The organism is Pseudaminobacter sp. Soil_N_29, from assembly GCF_057656055.1.
In genome coordinates this window covers 1-24,274 of the sequence record NZ_JBDGLC010000014.1, presented here as the reverse complement: position 1 = coordinate 24,274, position 24,274 = coordinate 1, and the positions used below count along the sequence as shown (strand labels likewise).

Sequence of the window (24,274 nt, the reverse complement as noted above, 5' to 3'; positions counted from 1 at the left end):
CACCTTCAGATCGTCTCCACAGCAGGCCGAGAGAGGGACAGGATGGAAGTTGTGATGCTCTCGATCGAGGAGCCGTCGACCAGATCATCGAGATAGGGCAGGATGGCCTTAAGGGCCGCTGTCTGCGGTTGGAAGCGGGGATCGGCCGCAAGCGGTGTCAGCAGCAAAGTCCGGAAAGCCCGCGCGGAAAGTCGGCGGATCGCTGCCTCCATCTCGGCATGGCTGCCGCGCTCCAGCCCGTCGGACAGGATCGCCACAGCAGCGCCGCGGGCGAAGGCGGCGAAACGCGGTATCTCCAGCAGGGCGAGCAGCGTCGGCCCGATGCGCGTACCGCCGTCCCAGTCCTCGACGACTTCTGCCGCGCGAGCCATCGCCCGGCTGCGGTCGCGCAGCTTGAGGCTTGGCGTGATGCGCGTCAGACGCGTGCCCAGAGTGAACACCTCGACGCGCGGGGCATTCTGCACGATAGCGTGCGCGAGTTTCAGATAGTCTGACGTGTGCCGTTTCATTGATCCCGAAATATCGATGAGGAGCAACAGCTTGCGCGCCACCTCGGCACGCCGTCGCAGATCCGGGCGAGGAATGTCGCCATCTGCGCCAACGATCGCGCGCAGCGACCGCCGCAAGTCGATCCTACCCCGCGAAACGGCCCGGTTGCTGCGAAACGAGCGCCGCGTCGGGAGTGCGGTTCGAAGGCGCCTGCCAAAATGCTCGAGGCGCGCGTCGTCATCGGCGACGAAAACCCTGTCGCCCAACTGTTCCTTGCGGGAAGAAAGCTCCCCGCCCCTTTCCCTGCGCGGCGGTTCCCGCTTCTCCCTCACGATGCCGCTGTCATCCCTGATGCGCGTCTCCTCGTCGTCCTCGCCGTCCGCGACGACCATCGCGTCGCCCCAGAACCAGCTGCGGAACAAGGCCTCGAATTCGTCCATCCGGTCCGGCGGGGGCGCAAGGGCGGCACGGGCCGCGCCATGGATATCTTTCATCGAACGGGGACCCAGCAGAGTGACTCCTTGCATGAAGGTAACGACTTGCTCGGGCGCGACAATGAAGCCGCCAGCGCGCAGCAGACGCGCAAATCCGAGCAGATTCGCCGCAGCAGGTGGAAGCGCGGTCATGCCAGTGCCCTCTCCACGATTCGGTCGAGTTCCGGCGCGATATATGCGAGATCCTCCTCGTCCTTGATGAGGACGCCTAGGGCGCGGCGGAACGCTTCCGGCCAGCTGCTACCGGCCCTCTCAAGCACCATCGCTGCATTCGCCCATTCCACCGCCTCCGAGATGCCGGGAGGCTTAGCGAGCGGGCGGGCGCGAATATCGCGAACTGCGGTCGCCACGGCGTGCGCCGTCGCCTGAACAACGTCAGAGGCACGCATGGCGATGATCCGTGCCTCGCGCTCCGCATCCGGATAGCCGATCCAATGGTAGACGCAGCGGCGGCGCAACGCTTCCGCCAGTTCGCGTGTCCGGTTCGAGGTGAGTATGATAATCGGCCGCGAGGTGGTGCGGATCGTGCCGCGCTCGGGAATGGTGATCTGGAAGTCCGACAGGAACTCCAGCAGCAGCGCCTCGAACTCGTGATCGGAGCGGTCGATCTCGTCGATAAGCAGCACCCGTTGCGATGGCGCGCGCAGGACTTGCAGCAGCGGCCGCTCGATCAGGAAGCGGTCGTCATAGATATCGACCTCGCGCTCGCCGGCCTGCCGGATGGCGAGGAGCTGGCGCTGGTAGTTCCATTCGTAGAGCGCGTGGGCGGCGTCGATGCCCTCATAGCACTGCAGCCGGACGAGTTCGGTGTCCAAGAGGCCGGCCAGGACCTTTGCCGCCTCGGTCTTGCCGACCCCCGGCACGCCTTCGAGCAGCAGGGGCTTGCCGAGCCGGATCGCCAGGAAGATCGCTGTCGCCAGACCGTCATCGGCAATATAGTCCGCCTCGGCAAGGCGCCCGGCCAGATCCTCGGGCGATGCCACCGGCAACGGAGCTGACGGCTGGCCTGCCACCGTCAGGCTCCGGCGCCAGCGCGCTGTTGCTTCAGCGCACGCAGGATGCGTTCGGGTGTGATCGGCAGCCTGTCGATGCGCACACCAACCGCATCGAAGACCGCGTTGGCCACTGCGGGAATCTGCGGGTTCGCGCACATTTCCCCTGGGCCCTTGGCACCATAGGGACCATCGGAGGACGGGCGCTCCAGAACGATGATTTCCGTCTGCGCAAGGTCGCCCGGCCCCGGCATCAGATACTGGTTGAAGTCGGTGCCACAATGATCACGGTTCGGATAGTAGGGTTCGGTCGTCTCGTAAAGCGCATGACTGATGCCCATCCAGGAGCCGCCGATCAGTTGCTGCTCGACCATTTTCGGGTTCAGCGCCCGACCGATCTCGAAGACGTTCTTGATCGAGACGACGGCGACCTCGCCGGTTTCATCATCGACGTCGACTTCCGCCACGGTACAGGCATGCGCGTAGCAAGTCGCCGGTTTCATGGCGCCGGTCTCCGTCTCTGGGTACGACCGCGGCACCAGAAACATTCCACGACCGGAGATCGAGCGGCCGCGCTTGAAATGCGCGGCAAGCGCCGTGTCGAAGATCGAAATCGACTTCTGCGGCGCGCCCTTCACATGGATGTTGCCCTTGCCGTCGGTTTCGAGGTCTGCGGCGTCGACCTCCATCTCCTCGGCCGCCACTTCCAGCATGACCTGCCGGGCCTCGGTCGCAGCCTGAATGATGGCGTTGCCGATCCGGTGCGTGCCACGTGAGGCAAATGTCCCCATGCAGTGCGGACCGGTGTCGGTATCCGCGGTGTCGATCGTGACCTGGTCCGCCGAGACGCCAATCGTCTCGGCGCAGATCTGTGCCATCACCTGCTTCAGCCCCTGACCGAGGTCCACCGATGACAGTGTCACCATGAAGTTGCCGGTCGGGGTGGAGTGCACGAGCGCCTGGCTCGGATCACCACCCAGATTCATACCGGTCGGATAGTTGACCGCCGCAACGCCGCGCCCGCGCCTGATTGCCATTTCAGACCTCCTTGTAGGAAGACATTCGCAGGTATTTTTCGGCCACCGGCCAGTTTGCCGCCCTCGACGCCTCCTGCATGCATTCAATCAGCGCCGCGCCTTCGGTCGGCTGACGATGGGCCTTCATGTCGCCGTCGCGATAGGCGTTGATGAAGCGGAATTCGAGCGGATCGATGCCGATCAACCGCGCCAGCTTGTCCATCTGCACTTCAAGCGCGAAAGCGGCGATGGTGACGCCGAAGCCGCGCATGGCGGATGACGGCGTGCGGTTGGTGTAGACGCAGTAAGTGTCGATCCACACATTGGGCACCGTATAGGGGCCGGGGTAGTGCGCCGCACCCTTTTGCGCTCCATAGGGCGAGTGGCGCGAATAGGCGCCGGCGTCGGTGTAGCCGGTGACCTTGCGCGCCAGGATGCGCCCGTCGCGGGTCACGCCGTCCTTGATCACGATCTTTTCTGCCGCGCGGGGCGAGGAAATCTGCATTTCCTCATAACGGCTGTAGATGAAGCTGACCGGCCTGCCGGTTAGCCGGGAGGCCAGGATGGCAATCGGCTCGACTATCACGTCCACCTTGCCGCCGAAGCCTCCGCCCACAGTGCCGCCGATGAAATGCAGCTTGTGCCCGGGCATCTGCAGGATGATCGAGGTATTGTCGAGCGTGAAGAACAGCGCCTGCGTATTGGTGTAGCAGGTGAAACGGTCATTGCCTTCCGGCACGACGATGCAGCCGGTGGTCTCGGTCGGCGCCTGCTCGATGGGCGAAGATTCGTAGGTCTGTTCCAGGATGTGATCGGCCTCGGCAAAGCCCTTCTCGACATCGCCAAAACGAACCTTGCGGTGGCTGCCGCTGTCATAGGTGTAGTAGTTGTTGCCGTGGTACTCGTTGACGATGGGCGCGCCCGGAGCGAGTGCGGCATCCATGTCAAGCACGGCGGGCAGCACCTCATAGTCCACCTTGACCTTGGCCGCGGCCTCATGCGCGGCGCGCTCGGAGTCAGCGAGCACAGCGACGACCGCTTCGCCTTTCCAGCGCACCTTGTCGGCCGCGAGCACCTGTTCGTCTTCCGGGCCGATCTGGATGAGGATCAGGATCGTGTAGACATTGTGCGGCACGTCCCTGTGGGTCAGTACCCGCACGACGCCCGGGTGCCGCTCGGCCTCCGACACATCGATGGAGCGGATGCGCGCATGATGATGCGGGCTGCGCACCATCTTCAGATGGAGCATGCCGGGGAAGCTGCGGTCGGCGAAATAGGCGGTCTTGCCGGTCACGTGCCCCGGCACGTCGGAGCGCTGCAGGCTCTGTCCGATCTGATTGAGATCGTCCTGACGTTCGTCGGAAAAGTATTCCTTCGCGAGGCGGATCATGCCTTCCTCCTCAGGCCATGTTGAGCGTATTGGCGCGCGCCGCTGAAAGCACGGCCTGGATGATGGGCTCGTAACCGGTGCAGCGGCAGATATTGCCGGAAAGCGCCTCGATCACCTCTTCGCGGCTCGGATCGGGCGTGGTGTCCAGAAGCGCCTTGGCGGCCATGATCATGCCCGGCGTGCAAAAACCGCACTGCGCCGCAAACCCGTCGAGGAAGGCGCGTTGCAGCGGATGCATGACGCCATCCTGCGAAAGACCGGCCGTTGTGACGATCCGCGCCTCCTGGCAGCTTTCCGCCAATACAAGACAAGAGAGCGTCAATTCGCCATCAATCAGGACCGAACAGGCGCCGCAAGTGCCCTGGTGGCAGCCGCCCTTCGGCGAGGTATCGCCGAACCTCTCGCGCAGCGCGTTGAGCAGCGTCGAGCCGCTCTCCACGAACTCGGCGCGCTCCTCGCCATTCAGCGTCAGTTCGACTGGAACCTTCTTCGCCATCGTCTCCTCCCTGGCGCTCGGCTGGGTAGATTCTCTTCAACCGACCAGCAGCCGGCGCAAATGCACCGGCAATACCTCCCGGCGATACCAGGCGCTGGCGACCGGATCGGTCGGCGGGTCGATACCTTCGCCCGCGCGTTCGATTGCCCCGGCGACGCCCACTGCCGTGAGAGGCTTGCCGATTAGTGCTTCCTCCGCTCCTTTTGCGCGTATCGGCCGGTCGGCCATGCAGCCGAGCGCGAGGCGTGCATATGCAACCGTGCCGTCCGCCGCCAATTCGACGACCGCCGCGATGCTAAGCACGGAAACGCCCTTCGGCTTGACCCGCGACACCTTCAGGAAGCGAAAGTTTTCTGCCCCGCGCAGGCCGAAGCGCACGCTGGTGACGATCCCGCTGGCCGCATCGCGGTTCGGCAAGAAGGCGTCGAGCGGCATTTCGCGGCCTTCGATCGTCACCGCCGCGTCCAGCGCCAGCAGCGCCACCGCAAAATCGCCATAGGGCGAAGGCGCGAAGAGGTTTCCGCCGACGGTCGCCATGTTGCGCACGGCGGGTCCGCCGACGGCGCGCGCGGCATTGGCGATGGGCGACAGCTTCTCGTGGCGCGCGATCTCGGCCATCGTGACCGACGCTCCGATGCTCACGACGCCATCGGCCATGCGAATTTCGCGCAGTGATTTCTCCGTGGAGCGCACGAATGTGCCGAACGACAGATCGCCTTCATTGGCCGCGCGTACGCACAGCGTTCCGCCGCCGAGATAGCGCGTGCCGGCGGCTCTCAGCGTCACACTGGCCTCCTCGACCGTGGCAAAAGTCTGTAGCGAGAGTGGCATGGCCGCCTCCTTACGCGTCGGCGAAATGGTTTTTCAGCGCGTCGAAACCACCCTGGAAGACATTTTCCCCCATGCCCTTGGCAACGGTCTCGGCCTGATCGGCAGGGGTATCGAAGGTGGCGGTCCACTCCGCATAGGTGCGCTCGCCATCGGTCACGCGGCGCAGTTGCAGTGTCGCCTCGTGGTTCGAGATCGGCTGCGGCGTCTCGATGATCGAGTAGCTGACGAGATGATCGTCATCGGAGAAGGCCAGCAGTTTTTCGCGGATGGTGGCGCCGCTGACCACCTTGAAATTGCGCACGCAGCCTATGTCGGTTGCTGCCCTCCCGTCCTCGATATGACTTTCGACCATGCGCGGATGCCAGCTCGGCAATCCGTTGTAGTCGCGAATGCGCTGCCAGACCTTTTCGACGGGCGCGTCGATCACGCTTGAGATGGTCACTGTCGGCATGCCGGCTCCTCCCGTTGCAACAAGGATCAGCCTAGCGCCGCCGGGAAGCCTCGCTTATCGATGCGTCTGGAAGCCTTATCGAGAAGTCTGAAAAAGTTCAGGCGCCGGCGCGCGCCGCCTCGCGGTAGAGCGTTGGGGCGACGCCCGCATGGTCGCGGAAGAAGCGGGTGAAGTTGGCTTGCGTCGTGAAACCGAGATTGCAGGCAACGGAGGTGAGGGGCTCCTCCGAGCCCTTGATCTGCCGCAGCGCCTCCTCCATGCGCAGCGTGTTCCAGTAGACGTTCGGCGTCAGCTTCATCTGTTCCTTGAACAGCGTGAAGAAATGCGGCCGCGAAAGCCCGACGCTGCGCGCCACCTCGTCAAGTCCGACGCGGCCGCATAGATTGGCCTCCATCAAGGCCAGCGCCTTGCGAATGCGGTAGTCGAGATGCCCGGCTTTCCCCGCCCGGGTAGACATCGGCAATTGCGCGGCATCGATTGCCTCGATCAGCCGTTCTGTCATGCGCTCGATTTCGTAAGCGGCAAAGTCACCCGCTTCGACAGCACCCGTGAGAGTGTTGAAGAGCCCCGTCGTTGTCGCGCGCAATTCGTCGTCCAGCGGTGCGGCGGGTCTGCGAAACAGCGGCTCGCCCGGCTTGCGTCCAAGCCGCAGAGCCGCCCATTCGGGCCGAATATAAAAGGCGAGGAACGAGCCGGGCTTGCCTTCCGGGAAATGGTGGCTGTGCGGCTGCATGGAGTTCACGCAGATTGCTTCGTCCGGCCCAAGCCGCACTTCCTTGCCGCCTACGATCATCGAGCCCGGATCGCCCTCGAGCCAGACGATGATGTGCGCCTCCGTATGAGCATGTGTGACCAGGTCGCTGGCCGCACTCAGAACCGACACATGCCCGAACGCGCCCGAAAAGAGCTTGATCGAGGCCATTTCCCCTCCGAGTGCTGCCTTATGCACCCTTGGAGATTTTGGTCCGACCAGATGGGTTCGTCAAGACTCGGGCTCAAGCAGGTTTGAGACACTGCTACAGGTTGGGAGCCCTCCTGAGCCCCGCACACGCAACTCCTCTCATGACCACCGCGATGACGCGCAGCAGACCCTTTGCGCTCCCATTCAGCCGTTGCAAAAAACCCCGTTGAGCACGCCAACTATGACGCAAAGGCTTCTGAGCGGTGCACCTGCCTTCCACCCAGCAGGGTCAACAGCACTTCTGTGTCGCCGATATCGTAGACATCGCAGGTCAAGATATTCCGGTCGAGGACAATAAGATCGGCGTGTTTGCCGACAGATAGCGAGCCTGTGCTCGCCTCGCGCCAGGCCGACCGCGCAGCGTTGACGGTGTAGCCCTTGATGCACTCCTCTCGGGTTAGCCGCTGTTCGGCCAGGAAGACCGGATGATCGCCATTCTTCCTGGGAGGCTGGCGTGTGAGCGCGGTCGCCATGATCTGGAACGGGTTGAGCGTCGATACGCCCCAGTCGGAGGAGAGCGTCCAGTCGGCACCCGCATCGATCAGCGAGCGGAACGCGTACATCCATTTGCCTCGCTCTTCACCTACCATCGGTAGCGCCACATCGGTTACGGAGGGTTCGTTTCGCGCCCAAAGTGCCTGAACGTTGGCGACTGCCCCAAGCTTGCGAAAACGCGGAATGTCGGCCGGGTCTATGCACTGGATGTGCGCAAGTTGGTGGTGGCTCGGCCAAAGCCCGTTCTTTTCCTTTGCCGCCTCCAGCCCGTCGAGTGCAGCACGCACGGCGCCGTCGCCGATCACATGCACATGAATCTGGTAGCGGGCGGCGTCGAAGGCGACAAAGAGTTCCTTCACCTGCTCGTATCCGAACATCAAAGGTGCATTACCACCGATCTCATCGGAGTAGTCCTCGAGCATCACTGCCGTACGGTTCTCCATGACGCCGTCAAGGAAGAACTTCGCCGAGTGGATGCGGAACATCTCAAGGGCATTGTTGCTGCGAAGCTCGTTCACACGCGCAAGGGCCGCAGACGTAGTCTCCCGAGGAAAGACCTTGGCCGTGGCGCAGACGCGAACCGTCAGCTCCCCCCGCGTAGCCATGCCCTTGTATACACGTGCATGACGCTCTTCGACGAGTGCGTCGAGGACCCCGGTGATGCCATTGCGATTGCAGAGCGCCTGCCCGTAGCGGACGCCGTCGGCATAGTCGGCATCGGTCACCTCGGGCATGCGATCCTCGACCCACTTCACCGCATCTTCATAGAGCAGGCCGGTCGGCACTCCGGCGGCGTCAACGACGAAATGGCCGTTGTGCGGATCGGCTGTACCCTTGACCAGTCCGACCGCTTCGCAGGCCCTGGTGTTGATGCAGGCATTGTGTCCGTCCCCGGCAAGGATGAAACATGGCCGATCCGGCACGACCGCGTCCAGCACATGGCGATCGAGATTGTGCTCGGTGAATATGCCCGTATTCCAGCCGACGCCATTGACCCAGCTGCCGTCGTTGCTGGCCGCAAATTCGCGAAGGATCGCCTGGAGGTCCTGCGGCGTACGGGCGTCGTCGAGCGCCGCGGTCATGCCGTAGTGGTAGCCGCTGTCCTGCAAATGGATATGCGTGTCCTGAAAGCCGGGCAGGACCAGGCGACCGCCCGCATCGACGACCTGCGTATCTGCGCACGCAAGTGCCCGGATTTCGGCGCTTGTTCCCAGCGCCGCCACGCGGCCGTCGACCACCGCGAGGGCCTCCGCCCCCGGCGTCAGCGGATCCATGGTGACGATATTGGCATTCACGACGATAAGTTCAGGTCGGAGCATGATCGCCTCTATGTTGCGTTGGCTTGAATGGGCAGTTCGAGAGCTTCGGACTTTGATGCGGCGCCTTCTCTGCGCCGAATGAGTTCCGACACGATGACGAGGATGGTGGAGGCGATCAGGATCAGCGAGCCTAGCGCCAGCACCGAGGGCAGCTTGTTGGGAAAGCGAAGTTGTCCAAACAGAAACACCGGCAAGGTCGGTCGCGTGCCGCTGAGGAAGAAGGCCAGTACAAACTCGTCGAACGAGGTGATGAAGCACATCAAGAGGCTGGAAATGACCGCCGGGGAGATCAGCGGCAGCGTGATGCGCCGGAAGGTGCCGAGTGCCGTCTCGCCAAGATCGCGCGAGGCTTCTTCCAGACTGCGATCGAGCCCGTCGAGCCGCGACATCATCACCATCACCGAAAATGGCAGGCAGAGAAAAATGTGCGCAAGCGTGATCGTCAGCAATGAAAGCTCAATCTGCAGGATTCGCACCAGCAGGATGAGGAAAGCAACGGCAAAGACGATCGAGGGCACGACAAGCGGTAGTGTTACCGTAAATAGAACCAGCCCGCTGGCCGGCAGGAGACGGCGTGTCAGCGCGATTGCAAGCGGGATGCTGATGGCCGTGGCGAGCAGCGAAGTGATGGTCCCGACGATGAGGCTGTTTGCCAGCGCATCGATCATGGCGATATTGCCGGCCATGGCTCCATAGTGCCGCAGCGTGAAGCCCTTCAGCGGGAAGACGGCGAAGGTGTTGTCGTTGAACGAAAACAGCGGCAGCAGCACCGTCGGCGCATAGAGGAATATGAGGAAGAACGCGGCGTAAAGTGTGAGGAAGCGGAACCGCCCTTTCATCGTGCACCCCGTTCGCGCAACCGGCTGTAGCCGACCGCCCAGAGAAACAAGGCGCAAAGGGCCGCGATCACCAGCATCATGACGATCGAAACCGCGGCGCCAAGCGGCGCATTGTCCTGCTTGAAGAACAGCGTCTGGATGGAGTTGCCGATCATTGTTCCCCCTGGTCCTCCGACCAGCGTCGGCGTGACGTAGTCGCCGACCGTCGGAATGAAGACGAGCAGTGCCGCGGCGATGACGCCCGGCAATGAAAGCGGGAAAGTGATCCGGCGGAAGCGGACCCAGCGGTCGTCGCCGAGGTCCGTGGCGGCCTCCAGCAGCGTGCGATCGACTTTCTCGAGGGAGACGTAGATCGGCAGGATGGCGAAGGTCACCCAGGCATGGATGAGGGTGATGATGACGGCAAAGGGGTTATAGAGAAGGAAGTCCAGCGGCTTATCGATCAGGCCGAGGCTGATCAGCCCTGAATTGATTGCGCCGTTGAAGCCGAGGACGATCTTCCAGGCAAAGACCCGCAGCAGGTAGCTCGTCCAGAACGGAATGGTGATCAGGATCAGCCAGAGCACCTTGTAGCGCTTCACCCGAAAGGCGAGAAAGTAAGCCATCGGGTAGGCGACGAGCAGGACCGCCAAAGTGGCGACCAATGATATCGCCAGCGACTTCAGCAGCAGTATCGCCGGCACGGGATTCTTCAGATAGAAGGGGATGCCGAAATAGACTGTTGCCGTCGCCGAAGGTTCAATAAGGCTCCAGTAGTTGGCGAGCGTAGGCGTCCGATCGATGGCAAAGCCGTGCTGGGTCCAGAAGCTCAGGACAACAAGCGCAAAGAGCGGAGCAAGGAGCACCAGCAGAATCGAGGCGACGAGCCCGTAGCCGACGCTCCGCTTTCGCCATGCCCGCACCTGACGATCCGGCGCGATCTTCATGGCGACTACAGCTTCAGCGCCTTGATCTCTTCCCAGACCTTCTGCTGCTCATTGACAACCGAACTTGGCTGCGGCTCGAACAGGATCGCACTCTTCATGTGCTCGACGGGATCGGTGATGCCCATGGCCTTGACCGCTTCGGGGTCGGATATTTCGAAGGCCTTCATGTTGGCATGACCGAAACCCGAGCCTTCGATCAGGAGCTTGCCGGTTTCCGGAGAGAGCCACGCATCTATGAAGTCATAGGCGAGCGCCGGGTCCGCCTTGCCGGAATTGAGGATCGTCATGCCGCAGAACCAGGTGAAGTACCCCTCCTTCGGCTTGGCATACCTGGCCTCGATCCCTTCCGCGAGAAGGTTCTTCACGGTGTCGTTCCACGCATAGGCAGCGGCGATCTCACCCGAGGCCAGGCCTTGCTGCAGCTCGGTCGAGTCGGTCCAGAGGAAGCGCGAATTCTTCACCGCCTTGGCCCCGAACTCCTTGGCAGCCTGGAGCTTGTCGCCGGTGAGTAGATTGGCGTCACGGTAGCTTACGCCCTTGACCATCTGGCCGATGGCGATAGCGAGCGGATCATCGAGCATCGAAACCTTGCCCTCGAAGGCGTCGTCGTAGAAGATCCCCCAGCTCTCGCCGTCCTTGAAGGCATCTCCAATCAGGTCGGGCCGGTAGGCGATGCTGGCGTTGCCCCAGTCGGCTGGTGCCATCACCACGTCTCCATTCACGACCACGCCGTCTGCCGTCTGAAGCGCGGGGAAAACATCCTTCCAGTTGGAGAGCTTGGCGGTGTCGATCGGCACCGTCAGACCGGCCTCCACGAAGCGTCCGACAGAATAGTTGCAAGGGTGCATGAGATCCGCGGCAAATCCCGCCCGCACCTTGGCCAGCGCTTCTTCTTCCCCACCGAAGGTGGAAAAGCTCGGGGCAGTCCCATGCTTGCCGACATAAGATCGGAAATAGTCGTCACTGTCGTAGCCCGTCCATTCGAGACACGTCAGAACTTCCGCTGCAGCCGACAATCTCGGTGACAAAGTAAGGCCCACGCCGAAAGCGGCTGCACCCTGGAGCATTTGGCGCCTTGTCAGTGCGCCCGATGCCATCCTGTCGATGAACTTGATGCGCTGCATATTGCTCCCCTCCAGTTGATTTTCTGGATATTTATGGAAGCAGCGTAGGAGGATTTTGAATCACGAGTCAATAAGCGGCCTGTCACTGCCACCAGAATCGAAGAATGGGGTGAGGCCCTAAAAGTGGACGTCCGCTATTCCGCTATGGTGAACCTTGGCGACTATTGCGAGCTGGCAGTGATCATCGGCGATGTGACCGGCATCCGGCTCTCGCCGGGACTGATGCGGAGCCGGCCGCAGGCCGTAAGTTCGCTCGTTTTCACGACCGCGTCACGGCTTGTCTCCGGCCCGCAAACGGGCGTCGATGGCTTCGATCACCGGGAGGAGATCGGCAATGGTATCGATCGTGTAGTGGGCGCCCGCTTCGCGCAGCACGCGCCCTGCACGCTGCCGATGCGCGTCCTGGGCCGCCTCGTCCAGCGCCTGCCAGTCGGCGAGCGACAAACCGATTTCATTGCCGCTGGCGACGATACCGACAGCCCACATGCCGGCGGCACGAGCCGAAACCAGACCCGTTGGGCTATCGTCCACCACCACGCAGGCGCGCACATCTGGCGCGCCAAGCGCGATGGCATTGTCCAGAACCATGTCCGGATAGGGCCGACCACGTTTGACATCGCTCACCGTAACACAATGATCAGGCTCATAGCCCTGCGCCTTGGCGAGCGGCATCAGGTTGTTCATCACACTGCGGGGATAGCCCGTGGTGCTGCCGATGGCGATGGCGCGGCTGCGAAGCGCGGCAATGGTTTCGAGCGCCCCCGGAATAAGCGCACTGTAGCGCGCGCACTGGACCTCATCGATGCGCAGGAACGCCGCGTAGAGGCGCTCCACATCCGCTGGTGTGGACGCGGCGCCTTTGCTTGCCTGCCAGCGCTCGGCGACGGCGGGCTGGGCGAGAATCATCTCGAGGTGTTCGCGCTTGGCGGCGCCCATGGGGGCGCGCGCCTCGGCCTCCGAGATGGCCACGCCATCCTCGGCGAAGGCCTCACGAAACGCCGCCACCGGCGCAATGCAACCAAAATCGAGAACCGTGCCGGCCCAGTCAAAAATGGCTGTCGAAACGGGACCGCGAAAATTGTGCCCGAGTGTGTTGGTCTTGTTCATCGTCTTGCCTGGTTGAAACTGGGAAGAGAGCGCGGCAGGCCGCTTAAGCCGTCTGATCAGCGAGTGAGAACCTGCGATTGGCGAGGACATTGCCCCGGGGGGATTGTGTTCATGGCGGGCCGATCTCACATTGCAGCGGCCCTGCGCTAGCGCAATTTGATGACAGCTTGGCGACCGTTGGCGACGAAGTTTGCTCGCAGCCAGGATAATGTCTCTGTGGGCTCTTGCGAGCTAACCGCAAGCCGAGCCTGTCGACCGCCTGATGGGGCGTGGCAGCAGATCTGCTGGCTCTCGGGTGCGGTGATGCCATTGACGTGGCGTATCGCGTTGAGGTCACAGGCGACGAGGACCGCTTTGCGCCAGAAGCGTCGCGAGGTGTACTAGGACCAGCGCTCGCAAAAGGCCTCGATATCGCTTGACTGAAAGTCGGCGAGCCGCGCCATGATTGTCTCGAATGGCCAATCCCACCAAGCAATTGACGTGAGCCTCTCCGCTATCGTTCGCGTAAACCGCTCGCGAATGATCTTTGCAGGAACACCACCGGCGATGGTGTATGGCTGAACGTCCCTGGTGACGACCGCGCCTGCTGCGAGCACGGCACCGTCTCCAACCTTTACACCCGGCAACACGATTACCCCGTGGCCAATCCAGACATCATTCCCGATGACAACGCGATCTTCCCTTCGCTGATCAAAAAAGGAACCGTCGCGCACTGCATCCATTGAGTAATATTCTGGGCAGTAGCTGAAACGATGCATAGACGGCCGGTCCATCGGGTGATTGGGCGCACCAATCCTGACTTCCGCGGCGATAGCGCAGAACTTTCCAATCGTCGCGTCTCCGACAATGCAGCGAGGCCCCAGATAGGAATAATCCCCCAGTTCGACCGTGTGCAGAGAGGTGTCCGCCAAGATCTCGCAGCATCTGCCTATGGTTGAATCTCTTATGCTCGCCGTCGCGTGGACAACGGTCTCCCCGATTTTGGGGCGCTTTGGTTGTGCGGTCGAGCGCATTGACGGTCTCCGGATTTGGGCCTGCCTAACCGGGGACGATCAAGGAAATGTGACACACGGCCGCCAAGGGCGTCTGGGAGCGCGAACGACCGCCACTTTCATTGCTGACCACGCGGAGTGCTGCGCTGGCCGCGGCACTGTTATGCTCGAGGGAAGCTGGGCTCGCTCCTGCAAATGCCCCTGGTGTAATGCCGCGGCGCTTTCGATTGGGCGCCACCCTCCGCGTCAACAGGCGGGTGGCGCGCGGCCAGCTCTTATTCCTGACCGTAGTCTCCACCGCCGCCATCGCCAGAAGCACCGCCGCGATGCATGCCATCACGGAAGAAGTCCTGGATATCCTCTATGGTCAAGTAGCCCTTCTGATCCGCGTCCATCGCCCTGAAGATGCGGGCGTGGAAATCGTTGACCTCGTCCAAGGTCACCTTTCCGTCACCGTTGGCATCCATGACCGCGAAGATGATCTTCAAACCCACGCCGCGCATCCACGGCGGGCCGTGACGGTGCTTGCGCCATCCGCCTTCTTCACGCGCCTCGGCTGCCCGCTCACGCAGCCTTTCGCGCATCATCCCGCCTCTCTCCCCCATCATCTCGGCTCCGGGCCGCCCCGGGCCTCTCGGGGCTTCTGGCCCTCCCTGCTCTTCCATGCGCTGCGCCATCATCTCACGGACGACCTGCCGGATCATCTGGCGCAACTGGTCAGGGCTGATCTGAACTTGCGGCCCGCCTTGTTGTTGCTGCTGGGCCGTCTGATAGGGAGTTTGTTCCTGCGCAAAGCTCGGCGACGCCGGTAGCGCCATCATTAGTCCGGCCACTGCAATGCCTGCCAGCATCTTGACGCGTGTCATGATCTCACTCCTCAGCATTGAAACTTGGAAATTCTGCGCTCGATGGGTCGTGGAGGTGCCCATGCCGCGGCAGCCAGAGTGGGACGGGTTTCCCCAGAAGGCATTGACCCGCATCAATGACGGCAGCCGGTAGTCGAGCCGCTTACTGGACAGTTCGCGACACGTTCAAGCGGGCAGCCGGCACGTGCAATCGTCATGTCCCCTTCGGCACGGCGGTATATACCCGCGTTATGAATGCCTCGAACTCGGCCATGTAGTTGCGCAGGAACTCTTCGGTGGTGGGGTCGGTTACCTCGCCGTCATCGGTGATGAGACCGGGCCGGAACTGGATATAGGCTTCGGGCGCGTTCATCTGCGGCGAATTGCAGAAGCTGAGGACGCTTCGCAGACTCTGCTGCGCCACCGCAGTGCCGATTGCGCCCGGGGAGGTGCCGATGACGGCTGACGGCTTGCGCGTGAACGAGTTGCTGCCATAGGGGCGGCTGGCCCAGTCTATTGCGTTCTTCAGGCCGCCCGGGATCGACCGGTTATACTCCGGAGTCACGAACAGCACGGCGTCGACGGCGGCGATTGCCGCTTTAAACGCTTGCGCCTCCGGTGGGAAATCAGCGTCATAGTCATAGCTGTAAAGCGGCAGTTCCCTGAAGGAAATCTCCTCCATTTCCAGCTCTTTGGGCGCAAGCCGCACCAACGCCGTCGCCAATTTGCGGTTGATCGACGCCGTTGCGAGGCTGCCGATAAGATAGCCGACCTTGTGTTTAGTCATTGGTACGCTCTCCATTCTGCCGGGAAGCATCCGGTCATCTGTTTGGAACGGACCAACCGCTGCGGACACGCCGGAAACAATAAGCCCATGTCTCGGTTTCGTGCTCCACCAAAGGAGCTGCGGTTCCTACGCGTTCCGTTCCGCCGGACCATCGATGTGTAGCGCCTCGGCTGCGCGCTGCACCAACTCGTCCATCACGTTCAGCACATCGTCGGAAAACATGGAGGAGCATTTCAGGGGATTGGGCAAGATAACTGCGCATCGGCCGCTCCAGTCTCCACCGCGGGAGAACAATGCCTGCCGTCTGCCGACGGCAGGCGCTTGGTGGCAATGGCCATTCCACCAAGATTGGAAGACCCGGGAGATGGCGCGCTCTGGCCGGAATTCCAGAGGCAGGCAGCCAAAAAAACGAACTGAGATGAACCACGCTGGGCCATGCGCAGCCTCGCCCGCGTCAGTAAATCGCTGAATGCTCCGCACTGGCTCCAATCCGAAGAAGTAGGCCGGTAAGCCCATCGTTTGAAACCGCGCTTGTGCCACACAATGCTACGGTCAGGGCAAAGTTGCGCTGCAATGCAGTGCCGCTCGTCCGCAAAGACTCTAACCGATGGGCGCGGAAGAAACCTGATGGACACGAGAAAGGTCCGGGCTTCGCAGCGGATGTCGCCAGGCAACAGCAACGTCATCGTGCTGCCGTTACCCGGCGCCTACATGGACGCGGCAACGACTGACAGGAGAGCCCCTCGCCCTGGGAGACGCTGGGGCATCAACGGTGATTTCGTCTCGCTCCTATCCCACGCCGTGCGCAGCCTGCATTCCAGGCCGGCACTGCGGCACGACCACGTCAAGGCCGGCCTTGCCAGGGCGGCCGAATACACCTGGCCGGGCATCACGAAGATATATCTCAAGCTCATGGCGACGGCCGATGCGGTTCATCCCGAACAGCAGGCAGGAGGCGGAGGCGCATTCTGATGGTGGGCAGGGGCAGCAAGGGGCTGGGCGTGTTGGCCGGCGGTGTGGCCGCTGACGCTACCATGCGGAAGGAGCGCGCCACCGGCAGCGCCGAATGGTTGCCCACGCCGCAACGGCCGGCCGAAAGCGCGGTTTCCGATCATGGCAAAAGGTCGCTGCGCATCGCCCTTCTGGGCCAGTTCGGCGTCGGCAATTTCGGCAATGACGGGTCGCTCGAGGCGATGATCCGGACGCTTTCGCGCATCTGCCCCAAGGCCGAACTGACGGTGATCTGCACCGAGCCGGAGGTCGTTGCGGAGACCTTCGGCATCAACACTATCAAGCTGACGCGGCGGGGTATCAAACAACCATGGCTCGATCGGGCGAACCGCCTGCTTGGCCGGCTTCCCTACAAGCTCTATGGTCCTGTCCGCGCCTTCCGTAAGCTTGCCTGCTTTGACATCGTGGTGCTGCCGGGAACCGGCGCCTTCGACGATTTCGGCGACACCCCCTTCGGCATGCCATACGTGTTCTTCAAATGGCTGGCGATGGCAAGGTTGCGTGGCTGCGCGATTGCCTTCGTCAGCATCGGGGCGGGGCCTGCCTATCACTACCTCAGTCGGCTCTTCTTTTCCGGCGCGTCCCGCTGCGCGACGTACCGGTCGTTCCGCGATGTAATTTCCCGCGACTTCGTCTCGTCGCTGGGGATCGACACCAGCGCGGACGAGGTGTTCCCGGACCTTGCGTTCAGTCTGCCGGTGCCCCCGCCACTGGCGCGCTATCCGGGCGCACCGCTGATCGTCGGGCTGGGGGTAATGAACTATCGCGGCCGGACCGGCGAGGGCCAACGCATCTATGAAGCCTACATCGCGAAGCTTGCCGAGTTCGTCGAACTGGTGCTCGGACGCGGTTTTGCGGTTCGCCTGATGTTGGGCCAGGACAACGACCACGTCGCGGTGGTCGATCTCATGGCCCGCCTGCGACCGAAACTGGCCGAGGCGGAGCTTGCGCGTGTGCTTTACGAGCCCGCGAGTTCACTGCATCACGTGATGGCGCAGATGCAGGCGACCGATGTCATCGTCGCAACCCGCTTCCACAACGTGGTCTGCGCGCTGCGCGTCGGCATCCCGGTGATCTCGCTCGGCTATCTCGAAAAGCACGACGTGCTCGCAGCCGACATGGGGCTCGCCGACTATTGCGCCGATGTCGAGCAGTTCGAGGTGGAATGGCTGATCTCGCGCCTGGAGGGGCTACTCGAAGAGCGCGACGCGCGCGCCGCTCAGGTGCGCGCGACGGTGGCGCGCTATCTGGCGGAACTATCGGAGCAGGAGACGATCCTGCTGGAGCAGGTCCGGCACCTGCCCGAACGGAAAAGGGGCCTGGCGTGACCAGCACGGCGCATGACGGACCCAGACATGGCCCGGTGGCAGTCGCCTATGTCACCGACGCCAACTACCACGAAATGACGCTGTTTGCGCTGGCTTCCGTGGCACTCGCGCATGGCACGCCGGTCGATTTCTTCCTGTTCCAGCACGGCTACCAAAGCGAGGTGCCGCCGCGGTTCAGACAGGCAGTCGAGTCGCGGGGCCACGGCCTGGCTGTCGCGCCGGCTCCGGGCTATGCGCCGGCCAACGAGGTCACGATCGGCAAACATCTGACTTCGACCACCTATCTCAGGGTGGCGGTGATCGAACAGCTTGCCCGCCACTATGCATATATCGCCTATCTCGACGGTGATACTTTGGCTTTCGGCGATCTGCATCTGGAGCACATCGTCGGCTTTGAGGAGTCGGCCGCGGCCTGTCTCGACCTGTCGGTGTCGACCGGCTTCGACGATCCCGCCTTTGCCCTGAACTGCAATCGAAACGGCGTTTCGCCCGATTTCTTCAACGCCGGTGTCATGGTGATCAATGGCGCGAAGTGGCTGCGGACGCGGGCGCTCGATCGCTTCACCCGCAACCTCTTCGCCCATTCACATGCCTGCGCCTACATGAGCGAATGCGTACCCAACGACCAGTGCGCGCTCAACCTCACCTTTGGCGGCGACTGCAGGATGCTGCCGGTTCGCTACAATGTCCAGAAGTCGGCCCTACACACCAAGGCCTGGTCGACGGCGCTGGTCAGGCACTATACCGGCCGGGTGAAATTCATGCCGATGCGGTCGTGGCGCTGCGACCGCAGGGAGTATGCCCTGCTAAGGCGCATATCGGCTGAGACGGCGCTGCCCCTGCCGGCGGGTACCTTCGACTACGGTGTCAGCTATTTTCTCAATGCCATTCGCCGGCACCGGACCGTCCGTCGCTACGAGACCGCTATCGGCGTGATCGAGAACCGGCTTGCGACACCGGCTTCCCGTCCAACGCCGCTGCCGCAAGGCCGCATGGAGACCGAGCCATGGCCCTGATCGACATCGCCATTCCCAACTATTGCTATGGTCGCTATCTCGAGGAATGCGTTGCCAGCATCAGAGTCCAGGGCGTCGATGACATCCGGATACTGATCGTCGACAACGCCTCGACCGATGACAGCGTCGCGGTGGCACGCAGGCTGATGAAGCACGACAAGCGCATCACGCTTGTTGCGCGCGACAAGAACCTTGGCCACCACGCCTCCTACAACGAGGGCGTGGACTGGGCGGCGTCGAAGTATTTCATGCTGCTGTGCGCCGACGACCTGCTCGTCGAAGGCTGCTTCGCGCGTGCCCTGACAGTGCTGGAGCAGGAGAGTGACGTTTCGCTCGCCTGCGGCGCCGAACTGGTTTGGCATACCACCAACCCTCCCCCCGCAATTGAGAATAGGCCGGACGAGCCGTGGCGCTTACTGTCGTCGGAGGCGTTCACGCTGGAGCGCTCGTTGCCTTCCAAGGTGCTGTTCGGCGGCGGGGCGGCCCTCGTGCGGACGGCCGATCTCAAGCGCGTCGGCCATTTCCGAACCGACGTAGCCTTCAACGAGGATCTCGAGCTTTACCTCAGACTGTCGCTGAACCGCCGCGTGGCGGTGACCAACGCGGTGCACGGCATCAGGCGCGTGCATGGTGCCAACATCTCGGCCATCTTCTGGCGCGATTTCAAGCGCGATCTGGTCGAAACCAGGCAGACCTTCGACAGTTTCTTCACCCGCGACGCTGCTGCTGCGCCCGGCGTTGGCGGGCTGCGGCGGCGCGTCTATGGCAATCTCGGCAAGCGGGCCTACTGGTCTGCCATCTCGCACATCGTGCGGGGGCAGCGCGCGGCCGGGCTTGAGCTGTTCAAGCTCGCTTTCGAGCTGTCGCCGCGCCTGGCGGTGCTGCCGCCTCTCGACTACCTGATGCGGATGGGTGACCCTATGGCGCATATGCGCATGCGCCTTGCCGAGGCCCTCGGACGGCACACGCCCTGAGAATCTACGGTCTCCGCGCAATCGCAGCGTGGCGCGTCCGGGCACTGCGACGTTCCTGCGAGTCGGCTATTTAGGGCATCTCTCGGAGCTGCTGGACGGCGAAGCGGCGAAGCGAGAGGGTCTTGAGCAACTCGTCGAACAAGGGATGGCGGGTCAGTTTCAGCCCCATTACCCAGCCAGCCCCGGCGAGACAGCCGGCAAATATGCCCTGCCAGATTGGCAGATCAAGCCGGAAGCCGGTGGCCATGATGACTGCGAGTGGCCCGAGTGCCGTAGTAGCGGTGACGACGCTGCTGCGCCAGAGCGGCGCAGCGATGTCAGCCCATTGCATGGCAATGCGGCGGCGCACGATCAGCATGGACACGAAAGCCTGGAAGGGGATCACCAGCAGGAAGGACGAAGCGACCGCCTGCAGGCCGAAGAAGCTCGCAGCACCGATCATGGCTGCCGAAACGGGGAAGATGATTAGGGCGCGGCGGAAGATGTCGCTGATCGCCCCCATCGACACCAGCACGGGGTAGTTGAGCTCGAAGGAGAAGGCAAAAAGCGACGCTATCGCCATCACCTGAACCAGAGGGACCACGTCCTTCCACTGGGGGCCAAGCAAGATGTGGATCACGGGGTGGGCGAGCAGGGCCAGACAGACGAGGGCCGGCCATTGCAGGGCAGTGACCAGTTCGATCGCCTTGAGATAGGGGTGCTTCAAGTCGCGTCCTTGCCTGACCTCGGTGGCGAATGCCGGCAGCACCACGGGAACCGCGCCGCCGATGATCAACTTGTCCGGCAATTGACAGATCATGTTGGCACGGCTGAGCAAGCCCGCTGCATCGGGCGAAAACATGCGGCCGAGCAGCAGGTAGGGCAGCGCCTCGTAGGCGCGGAGCAGGACGACGGTGGCGCCGTGATAGCCGCCGAATGCGACCATCTCGCGCCAATGGCGCAGCGAGGGTTTGAACATCCAGAAATGCGGGCGGAAGACAATGGCGAAGAGCGCCATCGCGGTGGCCGAGGCCAGCCACGCCCAGGCAAAGCTCATATAGCTGAAACCCAGTAAAGCCAGCACGATCGTCGAGATAGAGCCAGCAGCGGCTCCGGCCATGTTGGTGATGGCGACCTTCCCGAAAACCATGTCGCGGCGCAACAGTGCCAGAATCTGCGTGGAGATCAGTTCCACGAGCAGAGCGACGGAAACCAGCCGGAGATAGGGGGCCAGTTGCGGCTCTTCATAGGCCGAGGCCAGCCACGGCGCGGCCAGCAGAAGTGCGGCAGCAATGGCAAGCGTCAGGATCAGCATCACAGTGAAGGTGCTGCGGATGTCGTTGCGCGACAGCTCGCCGCGCTGGATCAGGAAGTTGCTGCTGGCGAATTCCTTGATCGACAGGACGATGCCAACGATGGCAGCGCCGATGACCGATACGCCGATCTCGCCCGGCGACAGGATCCGGGAAACGATGGATACGGTTGCGAAGTTCGTCACGAGGGCGAAATAGCGGTCGCCGGTGCTGAGCAGGAGCGCACGCTTGATTGCTGACATTTCGGGTCCGAACTCTCTATCGCTTACGGACAAGTAAGTCCGCTGGGCCTGTTGCCCTGGCAGTTTTTGCATAAACCGCGCCTGTGTCATTCCAACCAAATGGCTGGCTGCAGCCATCTAAAGGAGTAAACGCAGCGCAACCCGCTCTTGCGGCCGATGACGCAAAGCGTCCGTCAGAATCGAAGGAGTTCGTCTGGATTCGGGCGAACCAAAGGTTGCTAGCAAAGGAGCTGCGCGACCCGGACGGCCGCAGGGGGCAGGCTGAAGAGCGGATCATCAGCCCATTGCGGCGATGGTCTCAAGGGACTGCCTTGATGTTCGGCATCGGCGCACCCGCCAAAGGTGGCGGTGCATATTTTTGAAGGGTGCGGGTTCTTCCAGCGGTAAGGTGATGCGCTACATCTCCTCATTGGGACTTGCCACCAGGGAGAACGACCATGGTCAAACCGCTTTCCGAAGGTCTCGCCGAGATGTCTGCCCACGCGAAAGAAGCCGAGGATCATGTTTCCGCCGCACTAAAGGAGGCGCACGACAAGATCGTTAGTCGCAGGGAGAAAACTCGCGCCACAGTGGAGGCGTCGATAGCGAAGGTGAATGAGGACATGCACGCTGTCGGCACCACGCTCGCCGAAAAATGGAAGGCGCTGCAGGCGAAAATCAGCGCGGATCAGGCGGCCCTCAAGGCCAACATCGCCGAGCAAAAGCACGAGAGGGACGTCAAGCACGCCGAAAACCACGCCAAGGCGTTGGAAGTGGAGGCGTCGTTGGCGATCGACTATGCCGTCGCATCGATCGACCAAGCCGAACTGGCCGTCTACGACGCTATCGTTGCTCGCGCCGAGGCAGACAGAGCAAAGACATCGCGAACGTCAAGATGATTGTCACGTCTGTCTCGCGCCCATGCTGGGAGCCCACATAGGAGGCGGGGTCCCAGCATATCTCCGGCCTGTTCAGGGCTTGATTTGGATCGACCTTCAAGCTGTTTTTGGCGGCGTGCATCCTCGATGCTGGTAGCGCGGTGATCCATCACGATGCATTGAGCCATCGCGGATCGAACCAGCGGTCGGCAGGACCGTCGTAAGGCAGCCGCGTTATATCCCAGTGGCTGACGAAGCGCGCATAAGCGTCCCACACCGCCGGACCGCCGCCGATGAAGACGATACGACCGGCAAAGCGCTTGAGCGTCTGCTCCGGGTCCATGCTGGAGCGCAGGATAAACAAGTCCCGGTCCTCGCGGGCAAATTTTGGAACACTGGCAATGGTCTTGGGTCCAGCAGCCAGGACGTGTCCTTTTGTGAGCTCAAAGAAGCGGGCGACGTCTGCCTTGTATTCCGGCCCCCGGTCGCCCTCCCAGGGCAGGCGCCCATGCAGGCCCATCTGACCCGACTGCCCCACAGCACAGATCACCTTGACGATCGCTGTTTCCATCGATGCTCTCCGAGCGAACGCGCGGGCCGACAAGTTGGCCCCACAGGAGTCAAAACCTTGTTCGGAACGATTATGTTCCGCCAGGAGTTAGGCGCGAAAGGAAAGTCTTCGATGCCGGACCTCAAGACGCCTGCGCCAAGGAAGGAAGACCGGGAAGGTCAGCCTGAAGAGCATCCCGACGTTCCCGACAAGCCGGTGCCGCTCGGTCCGCCGCCCTCGCCACGACCCAAGCCGAATCCAACACCCAAGCCTCCGGATTTTCCAGGCGGGTGATCGCGCCCCTTCCCGAAGCTGGCAGCCGCAGCCGAATCCTCGGCATCGCCCGGAACAATTGGCCCGACGCACAGTTCTCTTTCCTACTCAGACGGGGAGACCGACATGCCGGGCAAGAACAGCGTAGATGCAGACAAGCGAACTGATCAGCGGACGGCATCACAAGAAGATAGCTCCGATCATCCTGCAGGATCGTTTCCTCCGTTCGATGATCCTGCATTTTCCTCGGAGCCTGCGCAGCCACCTCCGGCGGAACCGGCCAATCATGACAAGCCGCCGAAAGACACGCAGTACGCAGGCCATCCCGAATTCTCCCAGGATGCCGCGAAGAACAAGCTTCCTCCTGGCGGGTTCGGAAACAGCGAGCCCGTGGAAGAGACCAAGGAGAAGGCGCGCCACTCCGAAGGCGTAAACCCTACTCCGAAGCAACAGTGATCGGCCGAGCCAGCAGCTGGCGAGGCCCCGGAACGCAGGCACGACGGCAAAACACACTCGTAGGGCGTATCCAACTCCCGTATCTGGCCGCGCGCCCGCCGGCTTCTCGGCCCGAATGCACCCTCGAACGACCGGAACAATCCCACGGGTTCGAGGTTGGGTTGCTCCAGAAAGAGGAGCATTGCCATGTCCGAGGCGCGCGAGTGGATGATCCAGTGGCTGCGGGATGCCCACGCCATGGAAGAACAAGCCGAAACAATGCTGTCCGGCCAGATCAACCGGCTCGACAGCTATCCCGAACTCAGGGAGCGCATCCGGGTCCACCTGGACGAGACCAGGCAGCAGGCAAAGCGCTTGAGACAATGCCTGGAGCAACTGGGTGAAGACACCTCGGCGCTGAAGGACTTCAGCGGAAAATTGACGGCCATGGGCCAGGCCTTCAGCGGATTTTTTTCCAGCGACGAGGTAATGAAGGGCTCGCTCGCCAGCTACACATTCGAACACATGGAGATCGCCTCATACACGATCCTGATTGCGGCTGCGGAGGCCATTGGTGAAAACGAAGTTGCGCGGGTCTGCCTGCAGAACCTTCGCGAGGAAGAGGCCATGGCCGAATGGCTCGGCGATCATCTGGCGCCCACTACCAAGATGTTCCTGAGCAGGGACGAAGCAGACAGCGGTGCCGCGAAGCGCTAGCCGTTTTGGCGCTGCGGCTTGGCCC

The 24,274-nt window shown here is 62.4% G+C and carries 25 protein-coding genes; 7 read left to right on the top strand and 18 right to left on the bottom strand.

What is annotated here, in order from left to right; all coding sequences use genetic code 11:
- Positions 1 to 5: 5 nt before the first annotated feature.
- The 16 genes from AC3A4H_RS22750 to AC3A4H_RS22675 all read right to left on the bottom strand — a co-directional run bounded on the left by AC3A4H_RS22750 (position 6) and on the right by AC3A4H_RS22675 (position 15,554).
- Positions 6 to 1,115, bottom strand: coding sequence for a vWA domain-containing protein (locus AC3A4H_RS22750; RefSeq protein ID WP_487768744.1), 1,110 nt, complete (start codon positions 1,113 to 1,115; stop codon positions 6 to 8).
- Complete coding sequence (locus AC3A4H_RS22745; RefSeq protein WP_487768743.1) at positions 1,112 to 1,996, bottom strand: AAA family ATPase; 885 nt, start codon at positions 1,994 to 1,996, stop codon at positions 1,112 to 1,114. Before AC3A4H_RS22745 ends, AC3A4H_RS22750 begins: the two co-directional genes overlap by 4 nt.
- 2 nt (positions 1,997 to 1,998) lie before the next feature.
- Complete coding sequence (locus tag AC3A4H_RS22740; protein ID WP_487768742.1) at positions 1,999 to 3,012, bottom strand: xanthine dehydrogenase family protein molybdopterin-binding subunit; 1,014 nt, start codon at positions 3,010 to 3,012, stop codon at positions 1,999 to 2,001.
- A gap of 1 nt (position 3,013) precedes the next feature.
- Positions 3,014 to 4,381: a xanthine dehydrogenase family protein molybdopterin-binding subunit gene (locus tag AC3A4H_RS22735; protein WP_487768741.1), complete on the bottom strand. Its 1,368-nt coding sequence runs from the start codon at positions 4,379 to 4,381 to the stop codon at positions 3,014 to 3,016.
- Positions 4,382 to 4,391: 10 nt separating this feature from the next.
- Entirely contained in the window at positions 4,392 to 4,877 is a 486-nt protein-coding gene (locus tag AC3A4H_RS22730; protein ID WP_487768740.1) for a (2Fe-2S)-binding protein, read from the bottom strand.
- Between the two features lie 36 nt (positions 4,878 to 4,913).
- A complete protein-coding gene (locus tag AC3A4H_RS22725) occupies positions 4,914 to 5,708 on the bottom strand; it encodes an FAD binding domain-containing protein (RefSeq protein ID WP_487768739.1) in 795 nt (264 codons plus the stop codon).
- 10 nt (positions 5,709 to 5,718) lie between these two features.
- A complete protein-coding gene (locus AC3A4H_RS22720; RefSeq protein WP_348781056.1) occupies positions 5,719 to 6,159 on the bottom strand; it encodes an SRPBCC family protein in 441 nt (146 codons plus the stop codon).
- A gap of 97 nt (positions 6,160 to 6,256) precedes the next feature.
- Positions 6,257 to 7,081, bottom strand: a complete 825-nt coding sequence (locus tag AC3A4H_RS22715; protein ID WP_487768738.1) for a helix-turn-helix domain-containing protein — start codon at positions 7,079 to 7,081, stop codon at positions 6,257 to 6,259.
- 218 nt (positions 7,082 to 7,299) lie between these two features.
- Complete coding sequence (locus AC3A4H_RS22710) at positions 7,300 to 8,934, bottom strand: amidohydrolase (protein ID WP_487768737.1); 1,635 nt, start codon at positions 8,932 to 8,934, stop codon at positions 7,300 to 7,302.
- Between the two features lie 8 nt (positions 8,935 to 8,942).
- Positions 8,943 to 9,773 carry an ABC transporter permease gene (locus AC3A4H_RS22705; protein WP_487768736.1) on the bottom strand — a complete coding sequence of 277 codons (831 nt, stop codon included), beginning with the start codon at positions 9,771 to 9,773 and terminating at the stop codon, positions 8,943 to 8,945.
- Positions 9,770 to 10,699 (bottom strand): ABC transporter permease, encoded by a 930-nt coding sequence (locus AC3A4H_RS22700; protein ID WP_487768735.1) that lies wholly within the window; start codon positions 10,697 to 10,699, stop codon positions 9,770 to 9,772. The genes AC3A4H_RS22705 and AC3A4H_RS22700 overlap by 4 nt, the downstream gene beginning before the upstream one ends.
- 5 nt (positions 10,700 to 10,704) lie before the next feature.
- A complete protein-coding gene (locus tag AC3A4H_RS22695) occupies positions 10,705 to 11,823 on the bottom strand; it encodes an ABC transporter substrate-binding protein (RefSeq protein WP_487768734.1) in 1,119 nt (372 codons plus the stop codon).
- Positions 11,824 to 12,093: 270 nt separating this feature from the next.
- On the bottom strand, positions 12,094 to 12,930 hold the full coding sequence (gene phnX, locus AC3A4H_RS22690; RefSeq protein WP_487768733.1) for a phosphonoacetaldehyde hydrolase: 837 nt from the start codon (positions 12,928 to 12,930) through the stop codon (positions 12,094 to 12,096).
- A 380-nt stretch (positions 12,931 to 13,310) separates the two neighbouring features.
- Positions 13,311 to 13,943: a DapH/DapD/GlmU-related protein gene (locus AC3A4H_RS22685; protein WP_487768732.1), complete on the bottom strand. Its 633-nt coding sequence runs from the start codon at positions 13,941 to 13,943 to the stop codon at positions 13,311 to 13,313.
- A gap of 254 nt (positions 13,944 to 14,197) precedes the next feature.
- Entirely contained in the window at positions 14,198 to 14,788 is a 591-nt protein-coding gene (locus AC3A4H_RS22680; protein WP_348781065.1) for an EF-hand domain-containing protein, read from the bottom strand.
- 193 nt (positions 14,789 to 14,981) lie between these two features.
- Positions 14,982 to 15,554, bottom strand: a complete 573-nt coding sequence (locus tag AC3A4H_RS22675) for an NADPH-dependent FMN reductase (RefSeq protein WP_348781066.1) — start codon at positions 15,552 to 15,554, stop codon at positions 14,982 to 14,984.
- A gap of 627 nt (positions 15,555 to 16,181) precedes the next feature.
- On the opposite strand from AC3A4H_RS22675, the gene AC3A4H_RS22670 reads away from it, so the two are divergent.
- The 4 genes from AC3A4H_RS22670 to AC3A4H_RS22655 are packed head-to-tail and all read left to right on the top strand — an operon-like array spanning position 16,182 to position 19,883.
- Positions 16,182 to 16,526, top strand: a complete 345-nt coding sequence (locus tag AC3A4H_RS22670; protein ID WP_487768731.1) for a hypothetical protein — start codon at positions 16,182 to 16,184, stop codon at positions 16,524 to 16,526.
- The gene (locus AC3A4H_RS22665) at positions 16,526 to 17,893 is read left to right on the top strand and encodes a polysaccharide pyruvyl transferase family protein (protein ID WP_487768730.1); all 1,368 of its coding nucleotides are present in this window, start codon (positions 16,526 to 16,528) and stop codon (positions 17,891 to 17,893) included. Before AC3A4H_RS22670 ends, AC3A4H_RS22665 begins: the two co-directional genes overlap by 1 nt.
- Entirely contained in the window at positions 17,890 to 18,909 is a 1,020-nt protein-coding gene (locus tag AC3A4H_RS22660; protein WP_487768729.1) for a glycosyltransferase family 8 protein, read from the top strand. Before AC3A4H_RS22665 ends, AC3A4H_RS22660 begins: the two co-directional genes overlap by 4 nt.
- On the top strand, positions 18,900 to 19,883 hold the full coding sequence (locus AC3A4H_RS22655) for a glycosyltransferase family 2 protein (protein WP_487768728.1): 984 nt from the start codon (positions 18,900 to 18,902) through the stop codon (positions 19,881 to 19,883). The genes AC3A4H_RS22660 and AC3A4H_RS22655 overlap by 10 nt, the downstream gene beginning before the upstream one ends.
- Before the next feature lie 70 nt (positions 19,884 to 19,953).
- Here the strand turns inward: AC3A4H_RS22655 and AC3A4H_RS22650 are convergent, their stop codons facing one another.
- Complete coding sequence (locus AC3A4H_RS22650; protein WP_487768727.1) at positions 19,954 to 21,417, bottom strand: oligosaccharide flippase family protein; 1,464 nt, start codon at positions 21,415 to 21,417, stop codon at positions 19,954 to 19,956.
- A 437-nt stretch (positions 21,418 to 21,854) separates the two neighbouring features.
- On the opposite strand from AC3A4H_RS22650, the gene AC3A4H_RS22645 reads away from it, so the two are divergent.
- Positions 21,855 to 22,295, top strand: a complete 441-nt coding sequence (locus tag AC3A4H_RS22645) for a hypothetical protein (RefSeq protein WP_487768726.1) — start codon at positions 21,855 to 21,857, stop codon at positions 22,293 to 22,295.
- 148 nt (positions 22,296 to 22,443) lie between these two features.
- Here AC3A4H_RS22645 and AC3A4H_RS22640 read toward each other — a convergent pair whose 3' ends face one another.
- A complete protein-coding gene (locus AC3A4H_RS22640; RefSeq protein WP_487768725.1) occupies positions 22,444 to 22,845 on the bottom strand; it encodes a dihydrofolate reductase family protein in 402 nt (133 codons plus the stop codon).
- A 378-nt stretch (positions 22,846 to 23,223) separates the two neighbouring features.
- Here AC3A4H_RS22640 and AC3A4H_RS22635 point away from each other — a divergent pair, with 378 nt between their 5' ends.
- Both AC3A4H_RS22635 and AC3A4H_RS22630 read left to right on the top strand, forming a co-directional pair.
- Positions 23,224 to 23,553: a hypothetical protein gene (locus AC3A4H_RS22635; protein ID WP_487768724.1), complete on the top strand. Its 330-nt coding sequence runs from the start codon at positions 23,224 to 23,226 to the stop codon at positions 23,551 to 23,553.
- 186 nt (positions 23,554 to 23,739) lie between these two features.
- Positions 23,740 to 24,249 carry a ferritin-like domain-containing protein gene (locus AC3A4H_RS22630; protein WP_487768723.1) on the top strand — a complete coding sequence of 170 codons (510 nt, stop codon included), beginning with the start codon at positions 23,740 to 23,742 and terminating at the stop codon, positions 24,247 to 24,249.
- Positions 24,250 to 24,274 lie beyond the last annotated feature (25 nt).

Excerpts from the sequence above, each read along its gene's own strand:
- AC3A4H_RS22750 (WP_487768744.1), bottom strand. The coding sequence starts at position 1,115 with ATGACCGCGCTTCCACCTGCTGCGGCGAATCTGCTCGGATTTGCGCGT.
- AC3A4H_RS22740 (WP_487768742.1), bottom strand. The coding sequence starts at position 3,012 with ATGGCAATCAGGCGCGGGCGCGGCGTTGCGGCGGTCAACTATCCGACC.
- AC3A4H_RS22735 (WP_487768741.1), bottom strand. The coding sequence starts at position 4,381 with ATGATCCGCCTCGCGAAGGAATACTTTTCCGACGAACGTCAGGACGAT.
- AC3A4H_RS22730 (WP_487768740.1), bottom strand. The coding sequence starts at position 4,877 with ATGGCGAAGAAGGTTCCAGTCGAACTGACGCTGAATGGCGAGGAGCGC.
- AC3A4H_RS22725 (WP_487768739.1), bottom strand. The coding sequence starts at position 5,708 with ATGCCACTCTCGCTACAGACTTTTGCCACGGTCGAGGAGGCCAGTGTG.
- AC3A4H_RS22720 (WP_348781056.1), bottom strand. The coding sequence starts at position 6,159 with ATGCCGACAGTGACCATCTCAAGCGTGATCGACGCGCCCGTCGAAAAG.
- AC3A4H_RS22715 (WP_487768738.1), bottom strand. The coding sequence starts at position 7,081 with ATGGCCTCGATCAAGCTCTTTTCGGGCGCGTTCGGGCATGTGTCGGTT.
- AC3A4H_RS22710 (WP_487768737.1), bottom strand. The coding sequence starts at position 8,934 with ATGCTCCGACCTGAACTTATCGTCGTGAATGCCAATATCGTCACCATG.
- AC3A4H_RS22705 (WP_487768736.1), bottom strand. The coding sequence starts at position 9,773 with ATGAAAGGGCGGTTCCGCTTCCTCACACTTTACGCCGCGTTCTTCCTC.
- AC3A4H_RS22700 (WP_487768735.1), bottom strand. The coding sequence starts at position 10,699 with ATGAAGATCGCGCCGGATCGTCAGGTGCGGGCATGGCGAAAGCGGAGC.
- AC3A4H_RS22695 (WP_487768734.1), bottom strand. The coding sequence starts at position 11,823 with ATGCAGCGCATCAAGTTCATCGACAGGATGGCATCGGGCGCACTGACA.
- phnX (WP_487768733.1), bottom strand. The coding sequence starts at position 12,930 with ATGAACAAGACCAACACACTCGGGCACAATTTTCGCGGTCCCGTTTCG.
- AC3A4H_RS22685 (WP_487768732.1), bottom strand. The coding sequence starts at position 13,943 with ATGCGCTCGACCGCACAACCAAAGCGCCCCAAAATCGGGGAGACCGTT.
- AC3A4H_RS22680 (WP_348781065.1), bottom strand. The coding sequence starts at position 14,788 with ATGACACGCGTCAAGATGCTGGCAGGCATTGCAGTGGCCGGACTAATG.
- AC3A4H_RS22675 (WP_348781066.1), bottom strand. The coding sequence starts at position 15,554 with ATGACTAAACACAAGGTCGGCTATCTTATCGGCAGCCTCGCAACGGCG.
- AC3A4H_RS22670 (WP_487768731.1), top strand. The coding sequence starts at position 16,182 with ATGGACACGAGAAAGGTCCGGGCTTCGCAGCGGATGTCGCCAGGCAAC.
- AC3A4H_RS22665 (WP_487768730.1), top strand. The coding sequence starts at position 16,526 with ATGGTGGGCAGGGGCAGCAAGGGGCTGGGCGTGTTGGCCGGCGGTGTG.
- AC3A4H_RS22655 (WP_487768728.1), top strand. The coding sequence starts at position 18,900 with ATGGCCCTGATCGACATCGCCATTCCCAACTATTGCTATGGTCGCTAT.
- AC3A4H_RS22650 (WP_487768727.1), bottom strand. The coding sequence starts at position 21,417 with ATGTCAGCAATCAAGCGTGCGCTCCTGCTCAGCACCGGCGACCGCTAT.
- AC3A4H_RS22645 (WP_487768726.1), top strand. The coding sequence starts at position 21,855 with ATGGTCAAACCGCTTTCCGAAGGTCTCGCCGAGATGTCTGCCCACGCG.
- AC3A4H_RS22640 (WP_487768725.1), bottom strand. The coding sequence starts at position 22,845 with ATGGAAACAGCGATCGTCAAGGTGATCTGTGCTGTGGGGCAGTCGGGT.
- AC3A4H_RS22635 (WP_487768724.1), top strand. The coding sequence starts at position 23,224 with ATGCCGGGCAAGAACAGCGTAGATGCAGACAAGCGAACTGATCAGCGG.
- AC3A4H_RS22630 (WP_487768723.1), top strand. The coding sequence starts at position 23,740 with ATGTCCGAGGCGCGCGAGTGGATGATCCAGTGGCTGCGGGATGCCCAC.